Source organism: Microbacterium sp. UMB0228, from assembly GCF_002871415.1.
In the GTDB taxonomy this organism is placed as follows: Bacteria; Actinomycetota; Actinomycetes; order Actinomycetales; family Microbacteriaceae; genus Microbacterium.
Genome location: NZ_PNFU01000001.1, coordinates 467,216 through 489,983 on the forward strand (window position 1 = coordinate 467,216; position 22,768 = coordinate 489,983).

General features: G+C 71.3%; 20 protein-coding genes and 1 riboswitch. Of the genes, 8 read left to right on the top strand and 12 right to left on the bottom strand.

What is annotated here, in order from left to right; all coding sequences use genetic code 11:
* Positions 1-1,199, bottom strand: a 1,199-nt coding sequence (locus CJ226_RS02325) for an amidohydrolase family protein (protein ID WP_102208406.1), incomplete at its 3' end; no start/stop codon positions are given.
* A gap of 164 nt (positions 1,200-1,363) precedes the next feature.
* Here CJ226_RS02325 and CJ226_RS02330 point away from each other — a divergent pair.
* Together CJ226_RS02330 and CJ226_RS02335 are read left to right on the top strand one after the other, a co-directional pair.
* Positions 1,364-2,806, top strand: a complete 1,443-nt coding sequence (locus CJ226_RS02330; RefSeq protein WP_102208203.1) for a glyceraldehyde-3-phosphate dehydrogenase — start codon at positions 1,364-1,366, stop codon at positions 2,804-2,806.
* A gap of 98 nt (positions 2,807-2,904) precedes the next feature.
* Positions 2,905-3,948, top strand: a complete 1,044-nt coding sequence (locus CJ226_RS02335) for a winged helix DNA-binding domain-containing protein (protein ID WP_102208204.1) — start codon at positions 2,905-2,907, stop codon at positions 3,946-3,948.
* Positions 3,949-4,039: 91 nt separating this feature from the next.
* On the opposite strand, the gene CJ226_RS02340 is transcribed toward CJ226_RS02335, so the two are convergent.
* Positions 4,040-5,482, bottom strand: coding sequence for an XRE family transcriptional regulator (locus CJ226_RS02340; protein WP_025103893.1), 1,443 nt, complete (start codon positions 5,480-5,482; stop codon positions 4,040-4,042).
* Between the two features lie 109 nt (positions 5,483-5,591).
* Here CJ226_RS02340 and CJ226_RS02345 point away from each other — a divergent pair, with 109 nt between their 5' ends.
* Positions 5,592-7,454, top strand: a complete 1,863-nt coding sequence (locus tag CJ226_RS02345; protein WP_180964514.1) for a phosphoenolpyruvate carboxykinase (GTP) — start codon at positions 5,592-5,594, stop codon at positions 7,452-7,454.
* 247 nt (positions 7,455-7,701) lie between these two features.
* On the opposite strand, the gene CJ226_RS02350 is transcribed toward CJ226_RS02345, so the two are convergent.
* On the bottom strand, positions 7,702-9,588 hold the full coding sequence (locus tag CJ226_RS02350; RefSeq protein ID WP_102208205.1) for an ABC transporter ATP-binding protein: 1,887 nt from the start codon (positions 9,586-9,588) through the stop codon (positions 7,702-7,704).
* Between the two features lie 76 nt (positions 9,589-9,664).
* Positions 9,665-9,871, bottom strand: coding sequence for a hypothetical protein (locus CJ226_RS02355; RefSeq protein ID WP_062633485.1), 207 nt, complete (start codon positions 9,869-9,871; stop codon positions 9,665-9,667).
* A 119-nt stretch (positions 9,872-9,990) separates the two neighbouring features.
* Between CJ226_RS02355 and CJ226_RS02360 the strand changes: the two genes are divergently transcribed.
* Both CJ226_RS02360 and CJ226_RS02365 read left to right on the top strand, forming a co-directional pair.
* Entirely contained in the window at positions 9,991-10,236 is a 246-nt protein-coding gene (locus CJ226_RS02360) for a hypothetical protein (protein ID WP_146008188.1), read from the top strand.
* A complete protein-coding gene (locus CJ226_RS02365) occupies positions 10,233-10,619 on the top strand; it encodes a type II toxin-antitoxin system VapC family toxin (RefSeq protein ID WP_102208207.1) in 387 nt (128 codons plus the stop codon). Before CJ226_RS02360 ends, CJ226_RS02365 begins: the two co-directional genes overlap by 4 nt.
* 72 nt (positions 10,620-10,691) lie before the next feature.
* Here CJ226_RS02365 and CJ226_RS02370 read toward each other — a convergent pair whose 3' ends face one another.
* On the bottom strand, positions 10,692-12,152 hold the full coding sequence (locus CJ226_RS02370; RefSeq protein ID WP_060923458.1) for an MFS transporter: 1,461 nt from the start codon (positions 12,150-12,152) through the stop codon (positions 10,692-10,694).
* Between the two features lie 145 nt (positions 12,153-12,297).
* On the opposite strand from CJ226_RS02370, the gene CJ226_RS02375 reads away from it, so the two are divergent.
* Together CJ226_RS02375 and CJ226_RS02380 are read left to right on the top strand one after the other, a co-directional pair.
* Complete coding sequence (locus tag CJ226_RS02375) at positions 12,298-12,795, top strand: metallophosphoesterase (protein WP_102208208.1); 498 nt, start codon at positions 12,298-12,300, stop codon at positions 12,793-12,795.
* A complete protein-coding gene (locus CJ226_RS02380; protein ID WP_062633492.1) occupies positions 12,792-13,295 on the top strand; it encodes a hypothetical protein in 504 nt (167 codons plus the stop codon). The genes CJ226_RS02375 and CJ226_RS02380 overlap by 4 nt, the downstream gene beginning before the upstream one ends.
* Before the next feature lie 8 nt (positions 13,296-13,303).
* Here the strand turns inward: CJ226_RS02380 and CJ226_RS02385 are convergent, their stop codons facing one another.
* From CJ226_RS02385 to CJ226_RS02415, 7 genes are all read right to left on the bottom strand, one after another.
* Positions 13,304-13,663, bottom strand: coding sequence for a hypothetical protein (locus CJ226_RS02385; protein ID WP_062633800.1), 360 nt, complete (start codon positions 13,661-13,663; stop codon positions 13,304-13,306).
* Positions 13,664-13,748: 85 nt separating this feature from the next.
* Entirely contained in the window at positions 13,749-14,222 is a 474-nt protein-coding gene (ribH, locus tag CJ226_RS02390) for a 6,7-dimethyl-8-ribityllumazine synthase (RefSeq protein WP_062633494.1), read from the bottom strand.
* Complete coding sequence (gene ribA / locus CJ226_RS02395) at positions 14,219-15,487, bottom strand: GTP cyclohydrolase II (RefSeq protein WP_025103904.1); 1,269 nt, start codon at positions 15,485-15,487, stop codon at positions 14,219-14,221. The genes ribH and ribA overlap by 4 nt, the downstream gene beginning before the upstream one ends.
* The gene (locus tag CJ226_RS02400; protein ID WP_102208209.1) at positions 15,484-16,233 is read right to left on the bottom strand and encodes a riboflavin synthase; all 750 of its coding nucleotides are present in this window, start codon (positions 16,231-16,233) and stop codon (positions 15,484-15,486) included. Before CJ226_RS02400 ends, ribA begins: the two co-directional genes overlap by 4 nt.
* Positions 16,233-17,291, bottom strand: a complete 1,059-nt coding sequence (gene ribD / locus CJ226_RS02405) for a bifunctional diaminohydroxyphosphoribosylaminopyrimidine deaminase/5-amino-6-(5-phosphoribosylamino)uracil reductase RibD (RefSeq protein WP_102208210.1) — start codon at positions 17,289-17,291, stop codon at positions 16,233-16,235. The genes CJ226_RS02400 and ribD overlap by 1 nt, the downstream gene beginning before the upstream one ends.
* Before the next feature lie 64 nt (positions 17,292-17,355).
* A riboswitch (FMN riboswitch) is annotated at positions 17,356-17,500 on the bottom strand.
* Positions 17,501-17,567: 67 nt separating this feature from the next.
* The gene (locus tag CJ226_RS02410) at positions 17,568-18,431 is read right to left on the bottom strand and encodes an Fpg/Nei family DNA glycosylase (RefSeq protein ID WP_102208211.1); all 864 of its coding nucleotides are present in this window, start codon (positions 18,429-18,431) and stop codon (positions 17,568-17,570) included.
* A 50-nt stretch (positions 18,432-18,481) separates the two neighbouring features.
* The gene (locus tag CJ226_RS02415; protein ID WP_102208212.1) at positions 18,482-19,045 is read right to left on the bottom strand and encodes a GNAT family N-acetyltransferase; all 564 of its coding nucleotides are present in this window, start codon (positions 19,043-19,045) and stop codon (positions 18,482-18,484) included.
* 143 nt (positions 19,046-19,188) lie between these two features.
* Here CJ226_RS02415 and mfd point away from each other — a divergent pair, with 143 nt between their 5' ends.
* The gene (mfd, locus tag CJ226_RS02420) at positions 19,189-22,755 is read left to right on the top strand and encodes a transcription-repair coupling factor (protein ID WP_180964515.1); all 3,567 of its coding nucleotides are present in this window, start codon (positions 19,189-19,191) and stop codon (positions 22,753-22,755) included.
* Positions 22,756-22,768 lie beyond the last annotated feature (13 nt).

Genomic DNA, 22,768 nt, shown 5'->3' on the forward strand with positions numbered 1-22,768 from the left:
GCGGCGCCGTCCTGGATCGCGGCGTCGGCCGTCATGGTGCGCAGCAGCCGGCGCCGCGTTGCGGCGTCGTCCGCCCTGCCGTCGGCGGCGAGGAGGGCGAGGGAGGCATCGAGGCTGGGTCGCCAGTCCGGCGTGGCAATCGGGGCGTCGCTGGTCACGGTGGTCAGCGCCCCGGTGGAGAGCATCTCGGCCAGCGGCCACGCGGCGGCGACCCGGACCTCGCCGAGCTGCACCGCCGCCCAGGAGTGCGTGTGGGCGGCGATGAGGGGCTGCACGGCGAAGCCGACGCCGAGGCGTTCCGCGCGACGGATCTGCGCGGGGGTCGCGAGGTCGCCGTGCACGATGTGGTGGGGCGCCGGCGGCGGAGGCGTCCGGCCGTGCCGTTCCAGTGCGGTGAGGAACTCCTCGATCGAGCGGTCGCCGGTGGCGTGCACCGCGATCTGGAGGCCGCGACTCGCAGCCAGGGCGATCATCTGCTGGAAGGCGCTGAGCGGATCCGCATCGCCGCGCGTGAGGAGGTGCCCGGTCGTCCCGTCGGGGTAGGGGTCCGACGTCCAGGCGGTGGCCATCGGCGGGATGCCGTCGGCGAAGATCTTCACCCCGGGGATCGCGAGCCAGCGGGAATCGGTCGACGGGGGCGGCACCGGGAGTCCGGCGGCGAAGTCCTCCAGGGAGCTCTCGCCGTCGATCGTCCCGAACAGACGCAGCAGTGTCACGCGCGAGGTCTGCGCGCCCTCCCGGTGCAGCTCCACGTACGCGTCGAGCATGTCGGTGCCGAAGCAGCCGGTCTCACCGCGGTCCTCTCCGGGGCCGATGCCCGGCTCCGTGTAGCTCGTGACGCCGAGCTCCGCGAGGAGCGCCCAGGCCCGGCGCAGGGCCGCGCGTCGCTCGTCGGCCGTGGCCAGGAGGCGGCCGGTGGGCTGCTCCTCGGGCGGGGTGTCGGAGAAGAACAGGTGCGGCCAGCGTGCGCCCAGCCAGGCGGCGTGGAGGTGGGCGTCGTTGACGCCGGGGATCGCGGTGCGACCGTCGAGCTGCACCACTTCGCGGGCCGAGAGGGCTTCGGCAGCGGCGTCGGTGGCGACGATCACCCCGTCCCGGACGGCGATCGCGGTGGCGACGGAATCGGTGGCGTCGACGGTGTGGATCCGGCCGCCGCGGACGAGGAGGTCGGCGTCGTCGCCGAGGAGTGCACTGCTCATTATTCCACCAGTGTAGACGTAAAACTCTGGTGTACGGGAGGTCCCGCGCCGGCCGATTCGGCGCGCGGTTCCGCGGCTTGTACCCTGGAGTCATCCCCCGAACACCCCGGCAACCTCGTGCGCGCCGGCGATCTCGGCGCGCGCTCACACATGCAAGGACGCAGATGAACGATTCCGCGGCACACCGCGACGAATGGACGGCGAGCGAAGAGCTGGCGGAGCGGATGATCCCGCTCATCGGGGCTCTCAAGCGCGAGCGCGACGTGGTCACCTCGTTGCACGGCCACCGCCTGCTCGGCCTCTCGGCGACCGGCCTCGTCGAGGTGCACGAGCGCGTCGCCCAGCTCGGGCACGAGCGCCTCGAGGTCGAGGACAGCTTGGCCGTGCTCGAGGGCATCCACGCCCTGGCCCCCGGCGCCTCGTCGATCGACGTGGCCCGCCTCGTGGAAGGGTACGCGGAGAGCGGCCGCCCGCTCGAGGAGTACCTGGCCGAGACCCTGGCCCCGGCCGTCGGCGCGGTCCCGGCGCCGCCGACCGACGTCGTGCTCTACGGCTTCGGGCGCATCGGCCGCCTGCTGGCCCGCATCCTCATCGCGCACACCGGCGGCGGGAGCGGACTCCGGCTCCGCGCCATCGTCGTGCGCCGCGGCTCCGAGAACGACCTCGTCAAGCGCGCGTCGCTGCTGCTGCGCGACTCGGTGCACGGCCGCTTCGCGGGCTCGGTCACGGTGGACGAGGATGCCGAGCAGATCATCGCCAACGGCACGCGCATCCAGGTCATCTACTCCGACGACCCGGCCGCCATCGACTACACCGCCTACGGCATCGACGACGCGATCGTCGTCGACAACACCGGCCGCTGGCGTGACGAGGCGGGGCTCTCCCAGCACCTCCGCGCGAAGGGCGTCGCCCGCGTGCTGCTGACCGCCCCCGGCAAGGGCCCGCTGAAGAACATCGTGCAGGGCATCAACGACGACACGATCACCGACGAGGACCGCATCGTCTCCGCGGCGTCGTGCACGACCAACGCCATCACCCCGGTGCTCGCCGCGATCGACGAGGCCTACGGCGTCGTCAAGGGCCACGTCGAGACCGTGCACTCGTTCACGAACGACCAGAACCTCATCGACAACTTCCACAAGGGCGACCGCCGCGGCCGCTCGGCCGTGCTGAACATGGTCATCACCGAGACCGGGGCGGCGAAGGCCGTGGCCAAGGCCCTCCCGCAGCTGGAGGGCAAGCTCACGGGCAGCGCGATCCGCGTCCCCACGCCGGACGTCTCGCTCGCGGTGCTGCACCTCACGCTGGAGCGCCCCGCCACCAAGGACCAGGTCAACGACTACCTGCGCCGGGTGTCGCTGCACTCGAAGCTCCGGCAGCAGATCGACTACGTGGAGAGCCCCGAGGTGGTCTCCACGGACTTCGTCGGCTCGCACCGCGCGGGCATCGTCGACGGCCTGGCCACGATCGCCGACGAAGACACCCTCATCCTCTACGTCTGGTACGACAACGAGTTCGGCTACTCCTGCCAGGTGATCCGGGTGCTGGAGACCATGGCGGGTTCGCACCCCATCGTCCTCCCCGCCCGTCGCGAAGTCACCCTCTGACCGTCGACCCACCCCCTTCCGCTCGACCCGGCCCCCTGCGCGCGCACGCAACGGGCCGGGGCGCGCGAAAGGGGGTGGGTCGCGGCATGATGAGGGGCATGAAGACCTCACGATGGCGGGAGGAGCGGCTGCGGTGGCAGGGGCTGACCGCGCCGGCGGCGGACGTGACGGGGGCGGCGGCGCGGCTGCTCGCGGTGCAGAGCCAGGACTTCACGGCCGGACGGTGGGCGCTGGCCGTGCGGACGAAGGGCGACGTGCACCTCCACGATGTCGACGCCGCGTTCGACCGTGGGGACCTCGTCCGGGCCTGGACCATGCGGGGGACGCTGCACACGATCCCCGCACGCGACCTCGGCTGGGTGCTGGAGGTCACGGCCGCACGACAGCAGCAGCAGGCGGCCTCCCGACAGCGGCAGCTCGGCATCGACGACGCCATGATCGACTCGGTCGTCCGGGAGCTCACGCCGCGGCTCCGTGACGGCGGCCTCACCCGGAGCGAGATCTTCCCGGTGCTCAAGGGCATCGGCATCGACCCCTCAGGGCAGCGCGGCATCCACCTGCTGTTCGCGCTGACGGTCGCCGGCGTGCTCGTGCAGGGGCCGGTCGTGCCGCGGGAGGGCATCACGCGGGAGCAGCGGTTCGTGCTCGCGGCGGACCACATCCGCGATCACGTCCGCCCGGAGGACCCGCTGGCCGAGCTGTTCGTCCGCTACGTCGAGGGACACGGGCCCGCCGGGGTCGCGGACTTCGCGTGGTGGTCGGGGCTGACGCTCGGGCGGTCCCGGGAGGCGGCGGAGCGGGCGGCGACCCGGGTGAGCGAGGTCGAGGACGGGGTCTTCGTCGGCCGCACCCCACCCCGGCGCGCGGCGGGCCGGCCGTCCGTGTTCGCCCTCGGAGCCTTCGACGAGTACTACATCTCCTACGCCGACCGCACCGTCGTCTGCGCTCCGGAACACCTCGCCGCCGTCGGACCGGGGAAGAACGGGATGGTCCGGGCGACCGTGGTGGAGCACGGCCGCGTGATCGGCTGTTGGACCCACGCCGCCGCCGCGCACACCACCCCTCCGACTCTCTTCGAGCCCCCCGAGGACCCCGCCGCCGTCACCGCCGCCCTCGTCCGCTTCGCCGCGTTCCTCGCCTGACCCCTCGTCGACCCACCCCTTTCCGCGCCTCCCGGCCCCTTACGCCCGCGCGTAACGGGCCGGGGCGGACGCAAGGGGGTGGGTCGGCGGGTCACTCACTCGCGTGGCGGCCCAGGAAGTTGTAGACCTCGTTGTCGTCCACGCCGGGGAACATACCGCGGGGGAGCGGCGAGAACATGTGGGTGTGCACGCGGGCGCTCGGCCACGCCCGGCCCTTCCAGCGCTCCGTGAGCTCGGGCGACGGGCGACGACAGCACGCCTCGTCGGGGCAGGTCGACACGGCCCTGTCGTTCGTCTCGCGTCCCCGCCACCAGCGGGCGTCGTCGAACGGCACGCCGACCGTGACGGAGAACTCGCCCTCGCTCGACGACCCGGTCTGCGTGGAGCACCAGAACGTGCCGGAGGGTGTGTCGGTGTACTGGTGGTGCTCGACGGTGCGGTTCTGCTCCGTGAAGGCGGAGCGGGCCTGGAACTTCCGGCACACCCGCTGCCCCTCCACCGCTCCTGTCACGTCCATCGGCAGCGGCAGGTCGTCGTTCTCGTAGACGCGCGTGATGGCCCCGGTCGAGTCGACGCGCAGGAAGTGCAGCGACATGCCGAGGTGCTGCGTGAGCAGGTTGGTCATGCGCATGCCGGCGGCCTCGTGCGTCACGCCGAACCCGTCGCGGAAGTCCTCCACCGCGAGGTTGCGGTCCTTCTTCGCCTGCTGCAGGAAGGCCACCGCGGCGGTCTCCGGCATCAGGCAGCACGCGGCGAAGTAGTTGATCTCCAGGCGCTGCTGCAGGAAGTCGGCGTAGTCGGTCGGCGGCGTGTGCCCGAGCAGGCGGTGCGCCATGGCCTGCAGCGCCATGGACCGCAGGCCGTGTCCGCCGGGGATGGACGCCGGGGGCAGGTAGATGCGGCCGTTCTCGAGGTCGGTGACCGAGCGCGTCGAGTGCGGGAGGTCGTTGACGTAGATGAGCTCGAAGCCGAGCTTCTCGGCCATGATGCTCACGGTGCGGTGGGTCAGGGCGCCCTGCGAATGGCCGGCCGCCTTGAGCTGCTTCTCCGCGAGCTTCTCGATGTCCGGGAGGTAGTTGTTCTGTGCGCGCATCCGCAGGCGCAGCTCCGTGTTGGCGCGACGGGCCTCCTCCGGGGTCGCGATGGCCTCGCGCTCGCGCCGCTGCAGCTCGCGGTGCAGCCCGAGGATGGACTCGATGGTCTCATCGCTCATGCCCTTCGTGACGCGGACGGGCGAGACCCCGAGCTGACGGAACACCGGACTCTCCTGCGCCCGCTCCAGCTCGATCTCCAGGGCCGCGCGGCGGTTCGGTGGCTCGCCGGAGATGAGATCGGTCACCTCCGTGCCGGTGGCCTGCGCGATCGCCTGGAGGAGCGACAGCTTGGGCTCGCGCTTGCCGTTCTCGATGAGGCTGAGCTGGGAGCCGGCGACCCCGACGAGGGCTCCGAGCTCGTCGAGCGTGTAGCCCTTCTCCAGGCGGCGGTGCCGGATGCGGTGGCCGAGGGTCGTGAGGTGGATGCCGGAGGACGCCATAGTTTGAGTCTAGCGAAAGAAGTGTGATTCTTATCGCTCGATTTGGCCGAAAGTCCGCGCCGAGGGCGAAGAAGATGGAAGCAACGCCCCACACTTCGAAGGAGCAGTCATGGCCATGGCCGAAGTTCTCACCCCTCGCACGTCCCCTGTCGCCCCGACGCGCACGTTCGGCACCGCCCCTTCCTACGACACCCCTGCGATGGCGGAGCTCGCCGCCTGGGTCGAGGAGATCCGCGCGCTCACGCAGCCGGACGCCGTGCACTGGGTGGACGGCTCGCGCGCCGAGAACGACTGGCTGCTGCGCGGACTCGTCGACGAGGGCAAGCTCATCAAGCTGAACCCCGAGTGGCGTCCCGGCTCGTACCTGGCGCGCTCGCACCCCAGCGACGTCGCCCGCACCGAGGCGCGCACCTTCATCGCCTCGGAGCGCGAGGAGGACGCCGGCCCCACCAACAACTGGGCCGACCCCGCCGAGATGCACGCGAAGATGGACGAGATCTTCGAGGGCTCGATGCGCGGCCGCACGATGTACGTCGTGCCGTTCTCCATGGGTCGCGTCGGCGGCCCCCTGTCGCACATCGGCGTGCAGATCACCGACAGCGCCTACGCCGTCGCGTCGATCGGCATCATGACCCGCGTGGGCGACGAGGTCACCCGCCAGATCGCCGAGGGCGCGCCCTGGGTCAAGACCGTGCACTCCGTCGGCGCTCCGCTGGAGGCGGGCGAGCCGGACGTCGAGTGGCCCTGCAACGACGACAAGTACATCGTGCACTTCCCGGAGACCCTCGAGGTCTACTCGTACGGCTCGGGCTACGGCGGCAACGCGATCCTCGCGAAGAAGTGCTTCGCGCTGCGCATCGCGTCGGTGATCGCCCGGGACGAGGGCTGGCTCGCTGAGCACATGCTCCTCATCCGCGTGATCGACCCGCAGGGCAAGGCGTACCACGTCGCCGCCGCGTTCCCGTCGGCCTGCGGCAAGACGAACCTCGCGATGCTGCGACCGACGATCCCCGGCTGGAAGGTCGAGACCCTCGGCGACGACATCGCCTGGATCCGCCCCGGCGAGGACGGACGGCTCTGGGCGATCAACCCGGAGGCCGGCTTCTTCGGCGTCGCGCCCGGCACCGGAGAGTCGACCAACGTCACCGCGGTCGAGACGCTGTGGGGCAACACGATCTTCACCAACGTCGCGCTCCGCCCCGACGGCGACGTGTGGTGGGAGGGCCTGACCGACGAGGCGCCTGCGAACCTCATCGACTGGGAAGGCAACGACTGGACGCCCGACTCCGGTCGCCCCGCGGCGCACCCCAACTCTCGTTTCACGGTGTCGGCGGCCCAGTGCCCGCAGATCTCCGAGGACTGGGAGGAGGCCGTGCCGCTCGACGTCATCCTGTTCGGCGGACGCCGCGCGAGCAACGTGCCGCTTGTCGTCGAGGCCACCGACTGGACCCACGGGGTGTTCCTGGGCTCGAACATCTCCTCCGAGCGCACGGCGGCCGCCGAGGGCACGGTCGGCGAGCTGCGCCGCGACCCCTTCGCGATGCTGCCGTTCTGCGGCTACAACATGGCCGACTACTTCGGTCACTGGCTCAAGGTCGGCCGCGGCCTGCGCTTCGACCGTGCACCGCGCATCTTCCAGGTGAACTGGTTCCGTCGCGGAGCGGACGGACGGTTCCTCTGGCCCGGCTTCGGCGACAACTCCCGCGTCGTCGACTGGATCATCCGCCGCGTGGCCGGTGACGTGCCGGCCGTGGACAGCCCCATCGGACGCCTGCCGCGCGTGGAGGACCTCAACCTCGACGGCCTCGACATCCCCGCGGAAGACCTCGCCGAGCTCTTCTCGGTCGACCCCGAGGCGTGGAAGGCCGAGGCCGACCTCACGGAGGAGTTCTACGACACCTTCGGCGACCGCGTTCCGGCGGCGCTGCGCACCGAGCTCGCGTCGCTGCGCTACCGCCTCGCGAAGGCGTAGCCCCCAGACCGGTGCCGGTTCGGGGGAGCCGGCACCCTCGGCCTCCGGGTCGAGACAGACCCGCGAAGGCGGGGCATCAGAGACGAACCCATGGCTGAGTGGTCTCCGACGCCCCGCCTTCGTGGCACCCACTTCCGCCGAGACCCCGGTTTCGCGTCGAGACCCCGCCCCGCATACGTGCGGAAGGCGGGGTCTCGGCGGAAACGCGGGGTCTCGGCGGTGGAGAGGGGGAGGGGGGAGGGGGGAGTTAGGCGAGGAGCTGGTGGCGGGCGAGGTCGCGGTAGAGCGGGGTCGACTCCACGAGCTCGGCGTGGGTGCCCTGTCCGACGACCACGCCGTCCTGCAGCACCACGATGAGGTCGCTGTCGACGACGGTGGACAGACGGTGCGCGATCACGACGAGCGTGCGGTCGGTGGCGACGGCGTCGATGGCCTCGCGCATGCGCTGCTCGTTCACGCCGTCGAGCGACGAGGTCGACTCGTCCAGCAGCAGGATCGGGGCGTCCGTGAGAAGTGCCCGGGCGATCGCGAGCCGCTGCCGTTCGCCGCCGGAGAGCATCACGCCGTCCTCGCCGACCGGAGCGTCGACCCCGAGGGGGTTCCGCTCCAGCACGTCGCCGAGGTTCACGGCGCGGAGCACGCGCTCGCAGTCCGCATCGGTGGCGTCGGGGGAGGCGAGTCGCAGGTTTTCGGCGAGGGTGCCGGCGAGGGTCGGGGCGTCCTGCTCGACGTAGCCGAAGTGGGCGCGGAGCTCGTCCCGCGCGTAGGTGCGGGTGTCGTGCCCCTTCAACAGGATGGAGCCGCCCGTCGGGTCGTAGAAGCGCTCGATGAGGGAGAGGATGGTGCTCTTTCCCGCCCCACTGGGACCGACAAGCGCCACCCGAGCTCCCCGGGGGACCGCGAAGGACACCCCGCGGAGCACCTCGTGGTCCTGCGGGTCGGCGGCGGCCTCGGCCTGGTCCAGGTGCGCGTCGGCGAGCAGGGTCTGCGCCTCCCTCGCGGCGGCGCGACGGGCGGCGACGACGTTCTCCGGGTAGCGGAAGCGCACGTCGCGGAACTCCAGCGCGGGGGGGTCCGCACCGGGCTCCTCGTCGCGGGGGAGGGCCGCGGCGGTGGCCGCGTCGTCCTGGGTCTCGGTGGGCAGGTCGAGGACCTCCTGGATGCGGCCGAGCGCGCCGAGGGCCTGGTTGACGGAGGTGATCGCGCCGAACGTCGAGGCGAGCGGCATCACCAGCAGGAAGAGGAACATCACGAACGAGATGAGGGCCGCGATCGAGATGGCTCCGGCGGCGACGCGGAAGCCGCCCACGCCGAGCACGACGAGCAGGGAGAGCTGGAGGGCGATGCCGGCGACCGGCACCACGAGCGAGGAGATCTTCGCGATCCGCACGCCGATGCCGTACGCCTCGGAGGCCCGCTCCGTCACCGCCGCGGTCTCGCGCTCGGTCGCGCCGGAGGCCCGGATGGTGCGGATGGAGCCGACGGCCCTCTCGACGCCCGAGGCCAGCTCGCCGACCTTCCCCTGCTGGGCGGTGGACGCCGTGCGGATCCGGCCGCTGAGGGCGACGACGACCACGACGGAGACGCCGATCACCACGACGATGAGCAGCAGCAGCACGGGGTCGATGAGCAGCATCGCGATGAGCGCCCCCGCGAAGAGCACGACGTTGCCGACCGCGTCGGCGAGCCCCTGCGTGAGGACGGCGTAGAGGAGCGTCGTGTCGGTGCCGACGCGAGAGACCAGGTCGCCGGTGCGCCGGGCGTCGAACTCGGACGTCGGCAGATGCAGGATGCGGGCGATGAGCTTGCGGCGGCTGGAGTACACGACCGCGGTGCCGGTGCGCTGCAGCAGGTAGTGCTGGAACCCCGAGATGATCGACGACACGATCACGAAACCGACGAGCAGCCACACGAGCACGCTGATCGTGCCGTCGGATTGCACGGCCTCGATGACCTGGCCAACGAGGAGGGGCTGCACGAGCGAGGTCGCGGCGCCGAACACGCTGAGGACGGCGACGACGACGAGGGTGCGCTTGTGCTCGAAGAGGAAGGGGAGGAGCTGGCGGAAGGTGGCGCGGGGCCCGTCGGCCGGTGCGCCCCGTCCGCGTCGGCGTGCTGTCGCCGTGCGGGACATGGGGGACCTCGATCTGGAGATGGTACTTCGACCGTACTCGGGGGACGGTCGTTTCCTATGGGGCGGCTGTATGGGCTCAGGTGCGACCGAAGCGCCGATGTGCCGCCTGCTTGGTGACGCCGAGGGCGCTCGCGATCGCCTGCCACGAGTAGCCGCTCGTGCGGGCGCGACGGACCTGGGCCTCTTCGGCGCGCGCGAGCTCCGTGCGCAGCGCGGCCAGGCGGTGGAGCTCGGCGAGGGGTTCGCCGCCCTCGGCCGCGGCGATGGTGGTCGGTTGAGACATGGGGACCTCCTTCGCGTCAATATTTGTTGACGCGGTGGGCTGGTGTCAAGAAGTGTTGACGAGCACGTTGTCCACAGCATGGCCTTGCCCACATGTGGAGCGCATGCGATCCTGACAGGATGGCTCGCATGCTGCAAGTGAGGAACCTGCCCGATGAGGTTCACGCCCGGCTCAAAGAGCGTGCAGCGGCGGAACGCATGAGCCTGTCGGACTACGTCGCGCGCGAGCTGGAAGACCTCGTCCGGTACCGCAGCAATGCCGAGGTCCTCGAGGCGTCGCGGGCACGGGCGCGCGCGGCCGGCGTCTCCCTGACGCGCGTGGGCATCCTCGCCGCCCGTGATCGCGAACGGGACGAGCGCGAGTGAGCGGGACGTCCGGGGCGGTCGTGCTCGATGCCTCGGCGGCGATCGAGGCCCTGCTCGGCGACGAGGTCTGGACGCACGGCGAGGAGTTCCATGCACACGCGGGTCTCGATATCGAGGTCCTCTCCGTGCTCCGACGCCTCACGATGCGGTCCTCGATGCCGGCGCATGCTGCTCGTGAGGCTCTCGACGCGTTCGGAGCGCTGCAGATCACCCGCCATCCGCTGCGTCGGCTCATCCCGCGGATCTGGTCGCTGCGCGATGACGTCTCCGCGTACGACGCCGGTTATGTCGCGCTCGCGGAGGCCCTCGACGTCCCTCTGCTCACGGCCGATCGCCGGCTGGCGAAGACGGCGGGCCGGTACTGCCACGTCGTGGTGCTGTGAGCGTCGGGCGAGGAAGACGAGAACGGCTGCACCCCCGAGGGAGTGCAGCCGTTCCTGTCGTTCGGTCGGCCTCTAGAGCTCGACGGCGGAGGCGAGACCGAGGTCGTCCTCGTAGTCGTGGTCCTTCGTCTCCGGGGTGAAGATGAGCGCGATGAAGGTCAGCACCGCCATCGACGAGAGATACAGCCCCACGAGCCAGGGCTCGCCGCCGACGGCCGCCCACAGCGCCACCGCGATGAACGGCGCCACGGCCGCACCGAGGATCGACGACACGTTGTACGCGATCGCCGAGCCGGAATAGCGCACGTTCGTCGGGAAGAGCTCCGGCAGGAGGGCGCCCATCGGGCCGAACGTCGTGCCCATGAGCATGAAGCCGAACACGAGGAAGGCCTGGGTGAGAGCGCCGGTGAACTTCGGGTCCGCCTGCGGGAGCAGGAAGATGTTGAACGACAGGCCGAAGACGACGATGAGTCCGGTGACCCACAGCAGCAGCTTGCGGCGCCCGATGGCGTCGGCGATCGGCCCGGACAGCAGCGTGAAGATCCCGAAGAACACGACACCGATGATCTGCATGAGCACGAAGTCCGTGTAGCCGAAGCCGAGGCCCGGGTAGAACTGCGCCGCGAACGCGCTCGGGTCGAAGTCCTTTCCGGTCGCCTCCGCGGCAGCACGGGCGGCGGCCGAGGCGGTCTCGAGGTCGGCGGCCTTCGTGCCGTAGGTGAGCGTGAAGTTCGTCATCAGGTAGAACAGCACGTACGTCGCCAGCATGATGAACGTGCCGAGGATGAGCTGCTTCCAGTGGTGCCGGAACACGGTCGCGAGCGGGAGCTTGCGGATGGCCCCGGTCTTCTCCGCCTTCTTGAACGTGTCCGACTCGACGAGCCGGAGCCGCACCCACAGGCCGATGATGACCATGACGGCGGAGAACAGGAACGGCACACGCCAGCCCCAGGAGAGGAAGGCCTCCGACTTCAGCGCCGGGTCCTCCGGGTGGGGGAGCGCGAAGTTGATGGCGAGGAAGATGCCGTTCGCGATGATGAATCCGAGCGGCGCGCCGAGCTGCGGGAACGAGCCGTACCAGGCGCGCTTGCCCTTCGGGGCGTTCTCGGTGGCCACCAGCGCCGCGCCCGACCACTCGCCACCCAGCGCGAAGCCCTGGGCGAGACGGAGGATCAGCAGGAGCAGCGGGGCGACCCAGCCGATCTGCTGGAAGGTGGGCAGGAGACCGATCACGAACGTCGCGATACCCATGGTGAGGAGCGATGCGACGAGAGTCGCCTTGCGCCCGAACTTGTCGCCGAAGTGCCCGAAGACGACGGCGCCGATCGGGCGGGCGACCATCGCCGCGCCGAAGACGGCGAACGACGACAGCAGCGACGCGGTGTCGTTCGTGCTCGGGAAGAAGAGTGTCGGGAAGACGAGCACGGCTGCCGTCGCATAGACGTAGAAGTCGTAGAACTCGATGGTGGTGCCGACGAGGCTCGCGGTGATGACGCGCGAGCGGGGGTTCGCGGGGGTGGTGGCGGTGCTCAAGGGGTCTCCGATCCTCCGCCGGTATACCAGCGGACTCGGGCGAGTCTACGCCTTCCTGGGAGTTCGCTGGACGTTGATGACGGGACGGGGTCCAGCGCGTCGGTGCCCCCGCGTAGAGTCGGGGGAGGCCGGCCGGAGGAGGACCATGACCACGCGGATGCTGCTCCTCGCCGACACGCACGTCCCGAAGCGGGCGAAGCGGCTGCCGGACGCGGTGCTCCAGGCCATCGACGAGGCCGATGTCGTCGTGCACGCGGGGGACTGGGTCGATCTCGCCACCGTCGAGCTGCTCCAGTCCCGCGCGCGCGTGCTCCACGGCGTGCACGGCAACAACGACGGCCCCGAGATCCGCGGGGTGCTGCCGGAGATCGCGCGGTTCACCGTGGAGGACACCGCCGTCGCCGTCATCCACGAGACCGGCGCCGCGACGGGGCGGGAGAAGCGGATGGATCTCGCCTTCCCCGACACCGATCTGCTGGTCTTCGGGCACTCGCACATCCCGTGGGACACCGTGACGCCGAACGGACTGCGGCTGCTCAACCCGGGCTCTCCCACCGACCGGCGCCGGCAGCCCGTGCACACGATGATGCACGTCGTCGTCGACGGACGCGATGTCGAGGCGACCCTGGTGCCGGTCCGATGACCGACGACGGAGCCGATGTCCCGATCGCCTACCGGGCACCGATGCGCTCCCGCGACGATGCCGTCGCCCCGGGGGTCGCGGTCGAGCGCGCGCTCGCCGAAGGGGCGTGCGGCATGGGCGGGCGGCTCGACAGCCCGCCCCGTTCCCTGACCGCGGCGCTCGCGGCCGTCGACGCCCGTCATGGCGAGCGGGCCGCGCGGCGGCTGGAGCGGTTCGCGGCGCTTCCGACGGGAACCCTCGTCTGGACGCGGGACGTCGACGGGTACTTCTGGCTCGGGACGCTGACCGGGCCGTGGCGCTACGACGACGATCCAGCGGCGGTGGCGGCAGACCTCGTGCACGTGCGCGACTGCACCTGGACGTCCCGCCCGGTGGCGCCTTCCGATGTCCCGCCGGGCGTCACGGCCACGTTCGCCCGCGGGGGACGCAACGGCCAGCGCATCCGCACGGCCGGGGTCGGGGAGCAGTCAGCCGCACTCTGGGAGCGCAGCCTCCGCTGATCCGCGCCTCAGCGCCAGATCGCGGCGATGGCCGCGTTGACCGCGGTGAGGATGCCCACGAGCCAGAAGACCGCGGACGGCACCACCTGGTCGCGCTTCTGGCGCGCCGTGCCGATCCCGAGCAGGGCGCCGATCGCGAGGAGGATGACGAGCTTCGTGCCGATCTTGGCGTAGTTCATCTCGACGCCCTCGGGAAGGCCCCACGGGGCGGCGAGGGCGAGGCCGGCGACCGCGGCGATCGTCATGCCGATGGTCATCAGACGCGTGAACACCCGCTTGCCACCGAACGCCTGCGCCGCCCAGGCCCCGAAGAGCACGGCGAAGCCGATGAGGTGGACGAAGAGCACGATGTGGCGCAGGGTCTCCATGCCCTCACCGTACGAGAGCGCGGCGTTTCGCGCCACCAAGGCACGCCTGACCTCGCGCCCGCGATCGGGCGCGAGGTGGAGGGAGTCAGCCGCGCAGCTCGCGGATCACGAGGGCGGTGCGCAGCGCGGCGTCCGCGGCCTCTGCTCCCTTGTCCTCCTTCGAGCCCTCCAGGCCTGCGCGGTCCAGCCCCTGCTTCTCGTCGTCGAGCGTGAGCAGCCCGAACCCGACCGGCTTGCCGGCATCGAGGGAGACGCGGGTGAGGCCGTCGGTCGCCGCCGCCGAGACGTACTCGAAGTGCGGCGTGCCGCCGCGGATGATGACCCCGAGAGCGACCACCGCGTCTGCACCGCCGGCGAAGGCGGCCTGTGCGGCCACGGCGAGCTCGAACGAACCGGGCACTCGCACCAGGCGATACGTCGCCCCCGCCTCGTCGAGCACCCGCTGGGCGCCGGCGATCAGGCCGTTCGAGATCACCTCGTGCCAGGTGCCGGCGATCACGACGACCTCCAGCCCCCGCCCGTCGATGTTCCCCGTCTTCGGTGCTCCGGCGCCGCTCATTCCTCGTCCTTTCCTGCCGCGAGGGCCTCGGCGAGCTCTGCTTCGCCGATGATGTGACCCATGCGGTCGCGCTTGGTCTCCAGGTACTGGTGGTTGTTCGGGCCCACGCCCACGATCAGCGGCACCTGCTCGACGACGTCGAGGCCGAGCTCGCGCAGCTTGTTCACCTTGTCGGTGTTGTTGGTCAGCAGCCGGACCTTCGAGACGCCCAGGTCGGTGAGGATCCCGGCCGCCGCGGCGTAGTCGCGGGCGTCCGCCGGGAGCCCCAGTGCCAGATTCGCGTCGACGGTGTCCAGGCCGTCCTCCTGCAGGCTGTAGGCGCGCAGCTTGTTGATGAGCCCGATGCCGCGCCCCTCGTGCCCGCGCATGTAGATGACGATGCCGCCCTCGCGGTCGATCGCGTCCAGCGCGGCGTCGAGCTGCGGCCCGCACTCGCATTTCTGGGAGCCGAACGCCTCGCCGGTCAGGCACTCGGAGTGCACGCGCACGAGGGCGGTCTCGGTCGGCTCGCCCGACACGACGGCGATGTGGTCGGTGCCGGTGACGCGGTCCTTGTAGGCGAGGAAGCGGAACGTGCCGTGGTCGGTGGGCACGGTGGCGTCGGCACGCAGGCTCACGCGGCGTCCGCGCTGGGCAGCCGGCGTCGCTCCGTCCGGGTCGATCTCGTTGAGGTGCGCGATGAGCTGCTCGATCGTGATGACCGGCACGCCGTCGCGGGCGCCCAGCTCGAGGAGCCCGGGAAGCCGCATCATGCTGCCGTCCTCGGCGACGACCTCCGCGATCGCGCCGACCGGCCGGAGGCCGGCGAGCTTCATGAGCTCGACCGCGGCCTCCGTGTGACCGCTGCGCTCGCGCACACCGCCGTCGACGGCCCGCAGCGGCAGCACGTGGCCGGGGCGGATGATGCTCGTCGCCGTCGAGGACGGATCGGCCAGGACGTTGAGGGTGTGCGCGCGGTCGCTCGCGCTGATCCCCGTCGTCACCCCTTCCGCGGCGTCGACGCTCACGGTGTAGGCGGTGGAGCGGGCGTCTTCACTGGCCGCGACCATCGGCGGGAGGTTGAGGCTGTCCGCGAGGTCGGTGGGCATCGGCGCGCAGATGAAGCCGGACGACCAGCGCACCGTCCACGCCACCCATTCGGGGGTGGCGAGCTCGGCGGAGAGGACGACGTCCCCCTCGTTCTCGCGGTTCTCGTCGTCGGCCACGAGCACGGGCCGGCCGGCGCGCAGCGCCTCCAGGGCCTCGGGGATGGTTGCCAGGCTCATCGCGAGCCCCCTTCCGGTGCGGCGCGGAACGCGAGCAGGCGCTCGACGTGCCGCGCGAGGATGTCGGTCTCGAGGTTCACGCGGTCGCCGACCGCGTGGGTGCCGAGGGTGGTCGCCGCCAGGGTCTCCGGGATGAGCGACACCTCGAACCAGTGCCCGCCCCGCGTCCCTGAGCCCTCCTGGGTCCCTGAGCTTGTCGAAGGGTGGGTCCCTGAGCCTGTCGAAGGGTGGGTTCCTGAGCCTGTCGAAGGGTGGGTCCCTGAGTCTGTCGAAGGGGTCGAAGGGGTCGAAGGGCTCACCGCGCTCACGGTCAGCGAGGTGCCGTCGACCGAGATGGAGCCCTTGTCGACGACGAGCGGCGCGAGGTCGTCCGGAAGGCTGATGCGGAGCACGCTCCACTGCGCGCCCGGGCGCACCTCGAGCACGACACCGGTGCCGTCGACGTGGCCCTGCACGATGTGCCCGCCGAGCCGCGCACCGACGGGCATCGCCTTCTCGATGTTGACCCTGGTCCCGACGCTCGCCGTACCGAGGGCCGCGACGTCGAGCGTCTGCTTCATGACGTCGGCGTCGAAGGTCTCCGCGGTGGAGCCTACGACGGTCAGGCAGACGCCGGAGACCGCGATCGACTCCCCGTGCACGGCGTCGGCGGCCGCCTTCGGGGCGCGGACCGTGAGCCGCCAGCCGTCGCCCGCCTCGGCGATGGCGGTGATCTCGCCGATCTCCTCGATGATTCCGGTGAACATCAGAGGCTTCCCTCCTTCTCCGGGCCCGTGTGGTCCGGGTCGTCCGCGTGCGCAGGATGCGCGATCGCGAGCAGGTCTGCGCCCAGCGGTAGCCACTCGTCCACGACGAGGCGACGTGCCTGGTCGATCGAACGGACACCGATGTCGGTCACGGCTAGACGGCTCCCGCCCAGGAGGACCGGGGCGACGTAGGCGAGCACACGGTCCGCGAGTCCGGCGGCGAGGAACGCGCTGGCGAGCGTCGGGCCGCCCTCCACGAAGAGTGTCTGGATGCCGCGCGCGTGCAGCGCGGCGAGGACCGCCGACAGGTCGTGCGTGTCGAAGAACAACGGCGTGTGCGGATGACGGTGCACCGCCGCATCCGCAGGGGTGGGCCGCGCGCCGATCACGACCGGGACGGGCTGATGCGGAAGGAGCTCGTCGCCGGCGCGGGCGGTGAGCGCGGGGTCGTCGGCGAGCACGGTGCCCGTGCCGACCGCGATGGCGTCGGCCGCGGCGCGTCGCCGGTGCACGTCGGCACGCGCCTCTGGCCCGGTGATCCACTGGCTGGTGCCGTCGTCCGCCGCAGCCCTGCCGTCGAGGCTCTGCGCCCACTTGACGGTGACGTGCGGACGGCCGCGCCGTGCCGCGAAGAGCCAGTCGCCGATCAGCGCGCGCGCCTCCGCGGCCCGTTCGCCGGACTCGACGCTGACGCCCGCGGCGCGTAGCCGCTCCGCGCCGCCGCCGGAGACCTCACCCGGGTCGTCGAGGGCGTAGACGACCCGTGCCACCCCGGCCTCGATGAGCGCGAGCGCGCACGGACCGGTGCGACCGGTGTGGTTGCACGGTTCGAGGGTGACGACCGCGGTCGCGCCGCGTGCGGCGCCGGGGGCGAGCTTCGACAGCGCGTCGACCTCGGCGTGCGGAGTGCCGGAGCCCCGGTGCCAGCCCTCGGCCAGCACCTCGCCGTCGGGGGAGAGGAGCACGGCGCCCACCTGCGGATTGACTCCGCGGGGGCCACGGGTCGCGAGGGCGAGCGCGCGATCCATCGCGCGGCGCTCTGTCGCGGTCACTGCCATCCGTCGTCCTCTCTGCGGCCTCGGGGTCGCTGCAGGGTGGCGGAACGGACGCACGCGCTTGCGCCTCGTGCTGCCTCCCTTCCGGACTAGCGAGGTGTCCCTCGCATCACCGTCGGTTCCGGAATTCCACCGGATCGGCATCCCGATCACTCGGAACGCTCGCGGACTGTCACCGCCGGTTCGGATTCCCACCGACCCCGGAGCACGTTGCTGCTCTGAGTGTACTCAACGCGTCTGCACGCGTTTCATTCCGTGGCAGGGACCGTTCCCCGCCCCTCACTTGAGCAGACGGGAGAGCCGCCGGTCGGCGAGCACCTTGCCGCCGGTCTGACAGGTGGGGCAGTACTCCAGGGAGCGGTCGGCGAAGAAGACGCTGCGCACCTCGTCGCCGCACACCGGACACGCCTCGCCCCGGCGGGCGTGCACCCGCATGCCGCGGCGCTTGGCGTCCTTGAGGTCAGCCGGAGGTTTGCCCGCGGCGGCCGCGACGGCCTCGGCGAGGGTCTCCTGCATCGCCGCGAACAGGCGGTCGATCTCGGCGTCGTCCAGCGTGCCGGCGATCGCATACGGCGACATGCGGGCCGCGTGCAGGATCTCGTCCGAGTAGGCGTTGCCGATGCCCGCGATCACGCCCTGGTCGCGGAGCAGCCCCTTGATCTGCATCCGACGGTCGTCCAGCAGCGCGGCGAAGGCGTCGCGAGTGAAGGACGGATCGAGCGGGTCGGGGCCGAGCCGCGCGATGCCGGGCACCTCGGCGGGGTCGCGGACCACGTACACGGCCAGCGACTTCTTCGTCCCGGCCTCGGTCAAGTCGAAGCCGCTGCCGTCGTCGAGGGCGATCCGCAGCGCGATGGGCGACTTGCCCGGCTTGAGGAGCGTCGTCGGCAGGGTGTCGTACCAGCGCAGCCATCCGGCCTTCGCCAGGTGGAAGACGAGGTGCAGCTCGGCGCCGCAGGACAGCACCACGAACTTGCCGCGGCGCTCCGCCCCGGTGATCGCCGCGCCTTCCAGCGCCGAGATCGGCGGGTCGTAGGTCTTCAGCGCGGCGATCGCGGCCACGGAGGCACGGGTGATCGTGCGTCCGGTGGTGCGCTCGCCGAGGAACGCGACGAGTCCTTCGACCTCCGGCATCTCAGGCATGCAGCCATCCTGTCACCGGGGTCCGACGCTGTCACGCGTGGGACGTGCGGTCAGAGCACCGGCCACTCGACCGGCGTCCGGTCGTCCTCGCGCAGCAGCCCGGCGAGCCAGCCGTCGTCCCGTCCGCGCTGGCTGGTGAGTCCCTGCCGCATGGTGCCCTCGAAGCGGAAGCCGAGGGCGCGGGCGGCGCGAGCGGAGGGGACGTTGCCGACCACGGCCTGCCAGCGGATGCGGGCGAGGCCGAGCTCCGCGAAGCCCCAATCGAGCACGGCCCGCGCGGCCTCGACGAGGTAGCCGCGGCCGCGGGCGTCGGCGACGACCCAGTAGCCGAGCTCGGCATGGCCCCCGGCCGGATGCTCCCCGATGTGGTGGAGCCCGACCATGCCCACGAGGACGTCGTCGACGTAGACACCCCAGACGGTCTGCGAGCCGTCCTCCCACCACTGCTCGACGAGGGCGACGAAGTCCTCCGCGTCCTGCCGGAAGTAGGGGGAGGGCACCGTCGTCCACCGCGCGATCTCCGTGTCCTGGCACGCCTCGGTGATCGCGTCGACATCCGCCTCCGTCGGGGCGTGGAGGACGAGTCGTGCGGTGGTGAGGGTGACCGGAAGCATCCGTCCAGCCTAAAACGCTCGACCCGGCCCCTTCGGTTCGCCCCGGCCCCTTCCGCGCGTCCGTAACGGGGTGGGAGGCACGGAAAGGGGTGGGATGCAGGGAAGCCGACCGCAGTGTCCGTGGGCGCGATTAGGCTTGTCCGGTGACTGTTCCGGGGATTCTGCGCGCCTTGGAAGAGGCGTCTCTGTATCGTGACGCTCTCGCCTGGGCGCACACCGACGCCGACCTCGGCCTGGTCGACGGGCTCGACGCGCCCGTGCTCGCCGGTCTGCTCGCCAAGCGCGCGGCGGCCGGCCACCCGGCGGCGCTGCTGGCCGTGGTGCCCACGGGGCGCCGCGCGGAATCGGTCGCGCAGGCCCTGGAGACGTACGTCCCGGACGCCGAGGTGCTCACCTTCCCCGCCTGGGAGACGCTGCCGCACGAGCGCCTCAGCCCGAGCCCGGACACGGTCGGCCTCCGACTGCAGACCCTGCGGCGCGTCGCCGAGTGGTCCGGGGAGCGTCCCCTCGTGGTCGTGGCCTCCGTGCGCGCCGCGCTCCAGCCCATCGCCGGGAACCTGGGCGACATCGTGCCGCTCGAGCTGACCGTGGGCAGCCGCGGCAACGAGCTCGACCACGTCTCCGAGCAGCTTGTCGAACGGGCCTACTCCCGCGTCGACATGGTGTCGCGACGAGGCGAGTTCGCCGTCCGCGGCGGCATCCTCGACGTCTTCCCTCCCACGTCGGAGCACCCGTACCGCGTGGAGTTCTTCGGCGACGAGATCGATCAGATCCGGGCGTTCTCCGTGGCGGACCAGCGTTCCCTCCCCGGCGATGTGCCGCGCGTCGACCTCCCGCCCAGCCGCGAGCTCCTGCTCACCGCCGAGGTGCGGGAGCGCGCCAGGGCGCTCATCGGCGGCTTCCCGGCCATCAGCGGCATGCTCGAGAAGATGGCCGAGGGCATCCCGGTCGAGGGCATGGAGTCGCTGCTGCCCGCGGTCGCCGGCCCCCTCAAGTCGCTCGTCGAGTACCTGCCCGAGGGCACGGCGACCGCCGTGATCGACCCGGAGCGCTCGACCGCCCGCGCCCTCACCCTCGGCGAGACGAACCGCGAGTTCCTCGACGCCGCCTGGAGCGCGGCGACTTCCGGTGCCTCCGCCCCCATCGATCTCGGCGCCGGTGACTTCCTCACCATCGCGGAACTCCGGGAGGTCGTGCGCGACCGCGGCGGCGTCTGGTGGCGCCTGAGCCCGTTCGGGATCGGCGATGTGACGGCGGAGAGCGTCGAGGCGGCCACGGTCATCCCCTCCTTCCACGGCAACGTCGACGGCGCCATCGCCTTCGTCGACGCGAAGGTCACCGACGGCTGGCGGGTGGTCGTGCTCGCGACCGGACACGGCCTCGTCGACCGCGCCCGCGACGTGCTGTCCGACCGCGGCATCGCGGCGCGGGTCGTCGAGACCATCGCGGACGCGCCGGACCCGGGGGTCGCGACCCTCACGGTGGGCGGCGTCGAGGCCGGCTTCCAGGTGCCGGAGGCGAAGCTCGCCGTCCTCACCGACAACGAGTTCTACGGCCGCACCATCGGCGGCGACCAGCGCGTCGTCAAGAAGCTCGCCTCCCGTCGGAAGAACGTCGTCGACCCGCTGCAGCTCAAGCAGGGCGACTTCGTCGTGCATGCGACGCACGGTATCGGCCGGTTCGTCGAGATGACCCAGCGCGAGGTCTCCACCGGGGGCCGTAACGCCGCGAAGTCCGTCCGCGACTACCTCGTGCTGGAGTACGCGCCGTCGAAGCGCGGCTACCCCGGCGACAAGCTGTTCGTCCCCACCGATCAGCTCGACCTCCTGTCGAAGTACGTCGGCGGTGAGGCCCCGACCCTGTCGAAGATGGGCGGCAGCGACTGGGCGCAGGCCAAGGGCAAGGCGCGCAAGGCGGTCCGCGACATCGCCGTCGAGCTCGTCAAGCTCTACTCCGCCCGGATGAGCGCCAAGGGATACGCCTTCGGCCCGGACACCCCCTGGCAGCGTGAGCTGGAGGAGGCGTTCCCGTTCGCGGAGACGCAGGACCAGCTGCAGACCATCGACGAGATCAAGGCCGACATGGAGCGGCCCATCCCGATGGATCGGCTGCTCTCCGGCGACGTCGGCTTCGGCAAGACCGAGGTCGCCGTCCGTGCGGCGTTCAAGGCCATCCAGGACGGCAAGCAGGTGGCGATGCTCGTCCCGACGACCCTGCTCGTCAAGCAGCACCTCGAGACGTTCACGGAGCGCTTCGCCGGGTTCCCGGTCAAGGTGCGGCCGCTGTCGCGGTTCCAGACCGACAAGGAGGCGCGGCTCACGCTGCAGGGCCTCCTCGACGGTTCGGTGGACATGGTGATCGGCACGCACCGCATCCTCACCGAGCAGGTGCTGTTCAAGGATCTCGGCCTCATGATCATCGATGAGGAGCAGCGCTTCGGCGTCGAGCACAAGGACGCGCTGAAGAAGATGAAGACCAACGTCGACATCCTCGCCATGAGCGCCACCCCGATCCCGCGAACGCTGGAGATGGCGGTCACCGGCATCCGCGAGATGTCGACGCTCGCCACACCGCCGGAGGACCGGCACCCGATCCTCTCGTTCGTCGGACCCCGCAGCGACAAGCAGATCGCCGCCGCCATCCGCCGCGAGATCCTCCGCGAGGGGCAGGTCTTCTTCGTGCACAACCGCGTGCAGTCGATCCAGCGGGTCGCGGCCGAGCTCGCCGAGCTGGTCCCCGAGGCGCGGATCGCCGTCGCGCACGGGCAGATGGGGGAGCACGCGCTGGAGCAGGTCGTCGACGACTTCTGGGAGCGCAAGTTCGACGTCCTCGTCTCGACCACGATCATCGAGACCGGCCTCGACATCTCCAACGCGAACACGATCATCATCGACCGCGCCGACAAGTACGGGCTGAGCCAGCTCCACCAGCTCCGCGGACGCGTGGGTCGCGGACGGGAGCGCGCCTACGCGTACTTCCTCTACGACGACATGAAGCCGCTGAGCGAGACCGCGGCCGACCGGCTGCAGACCATCGCGGTCAACAACGACCTCGGCTCCGGTATGCAGGTCGCCCTCAAGGACCTCGAGCTGCGCGGTGCCGGAAACCTCCTCGGCGCGGAGCAGGCCGGACATATCGCGGGGGTCGGCTTCGACCTGTATCTGCGCATGATCGGCGAGGCCGTCGCGACCTTCCGCGGCGAGGAGGTCGAGACCGGGCAGGAGCTCCGGCTCGAGCTGCCGCTCGACGCCCGCATCCCCGAGGACTACATCGACAGCGAACGCCTCCGGCTCGAGGCGTACCAGAAGCTCTCCGCCGCCTCGGCCGCGACCGCGAAGGACGACGCCATCGACCTCGTGGTGGAGGAGCTCGTCGACCGGTACGGCACGCCGCCGGAGGAGGTCACCGGACTCGTGTCGATCGCACGGCTGCGGCGCCGGGCGGCCAGGGCCGGGCTCACCGACGTCGTGGCCATGGGCTCGAACCTGCGCCTCGCGCCCGCCCGCCTCGAGGACTCCATCAAGGTCCGGCTGCAGCGGCTGTATCCGAAGGCGAAGCTCGTCTCCGGCGGGGAGGCCCTGGTCGTGCCGATGCCCACGGTGCCGGCGGCGGTCGGCGTGGGCGTGGAGCCGCTGCCCGACGCGGAGCTGCTCGCCTGGGTCGACCAGCTGTTCACCGCCATCTTCCCCGAGCCCGCCAAGCCCGAGTGACCCGGTGGTGATG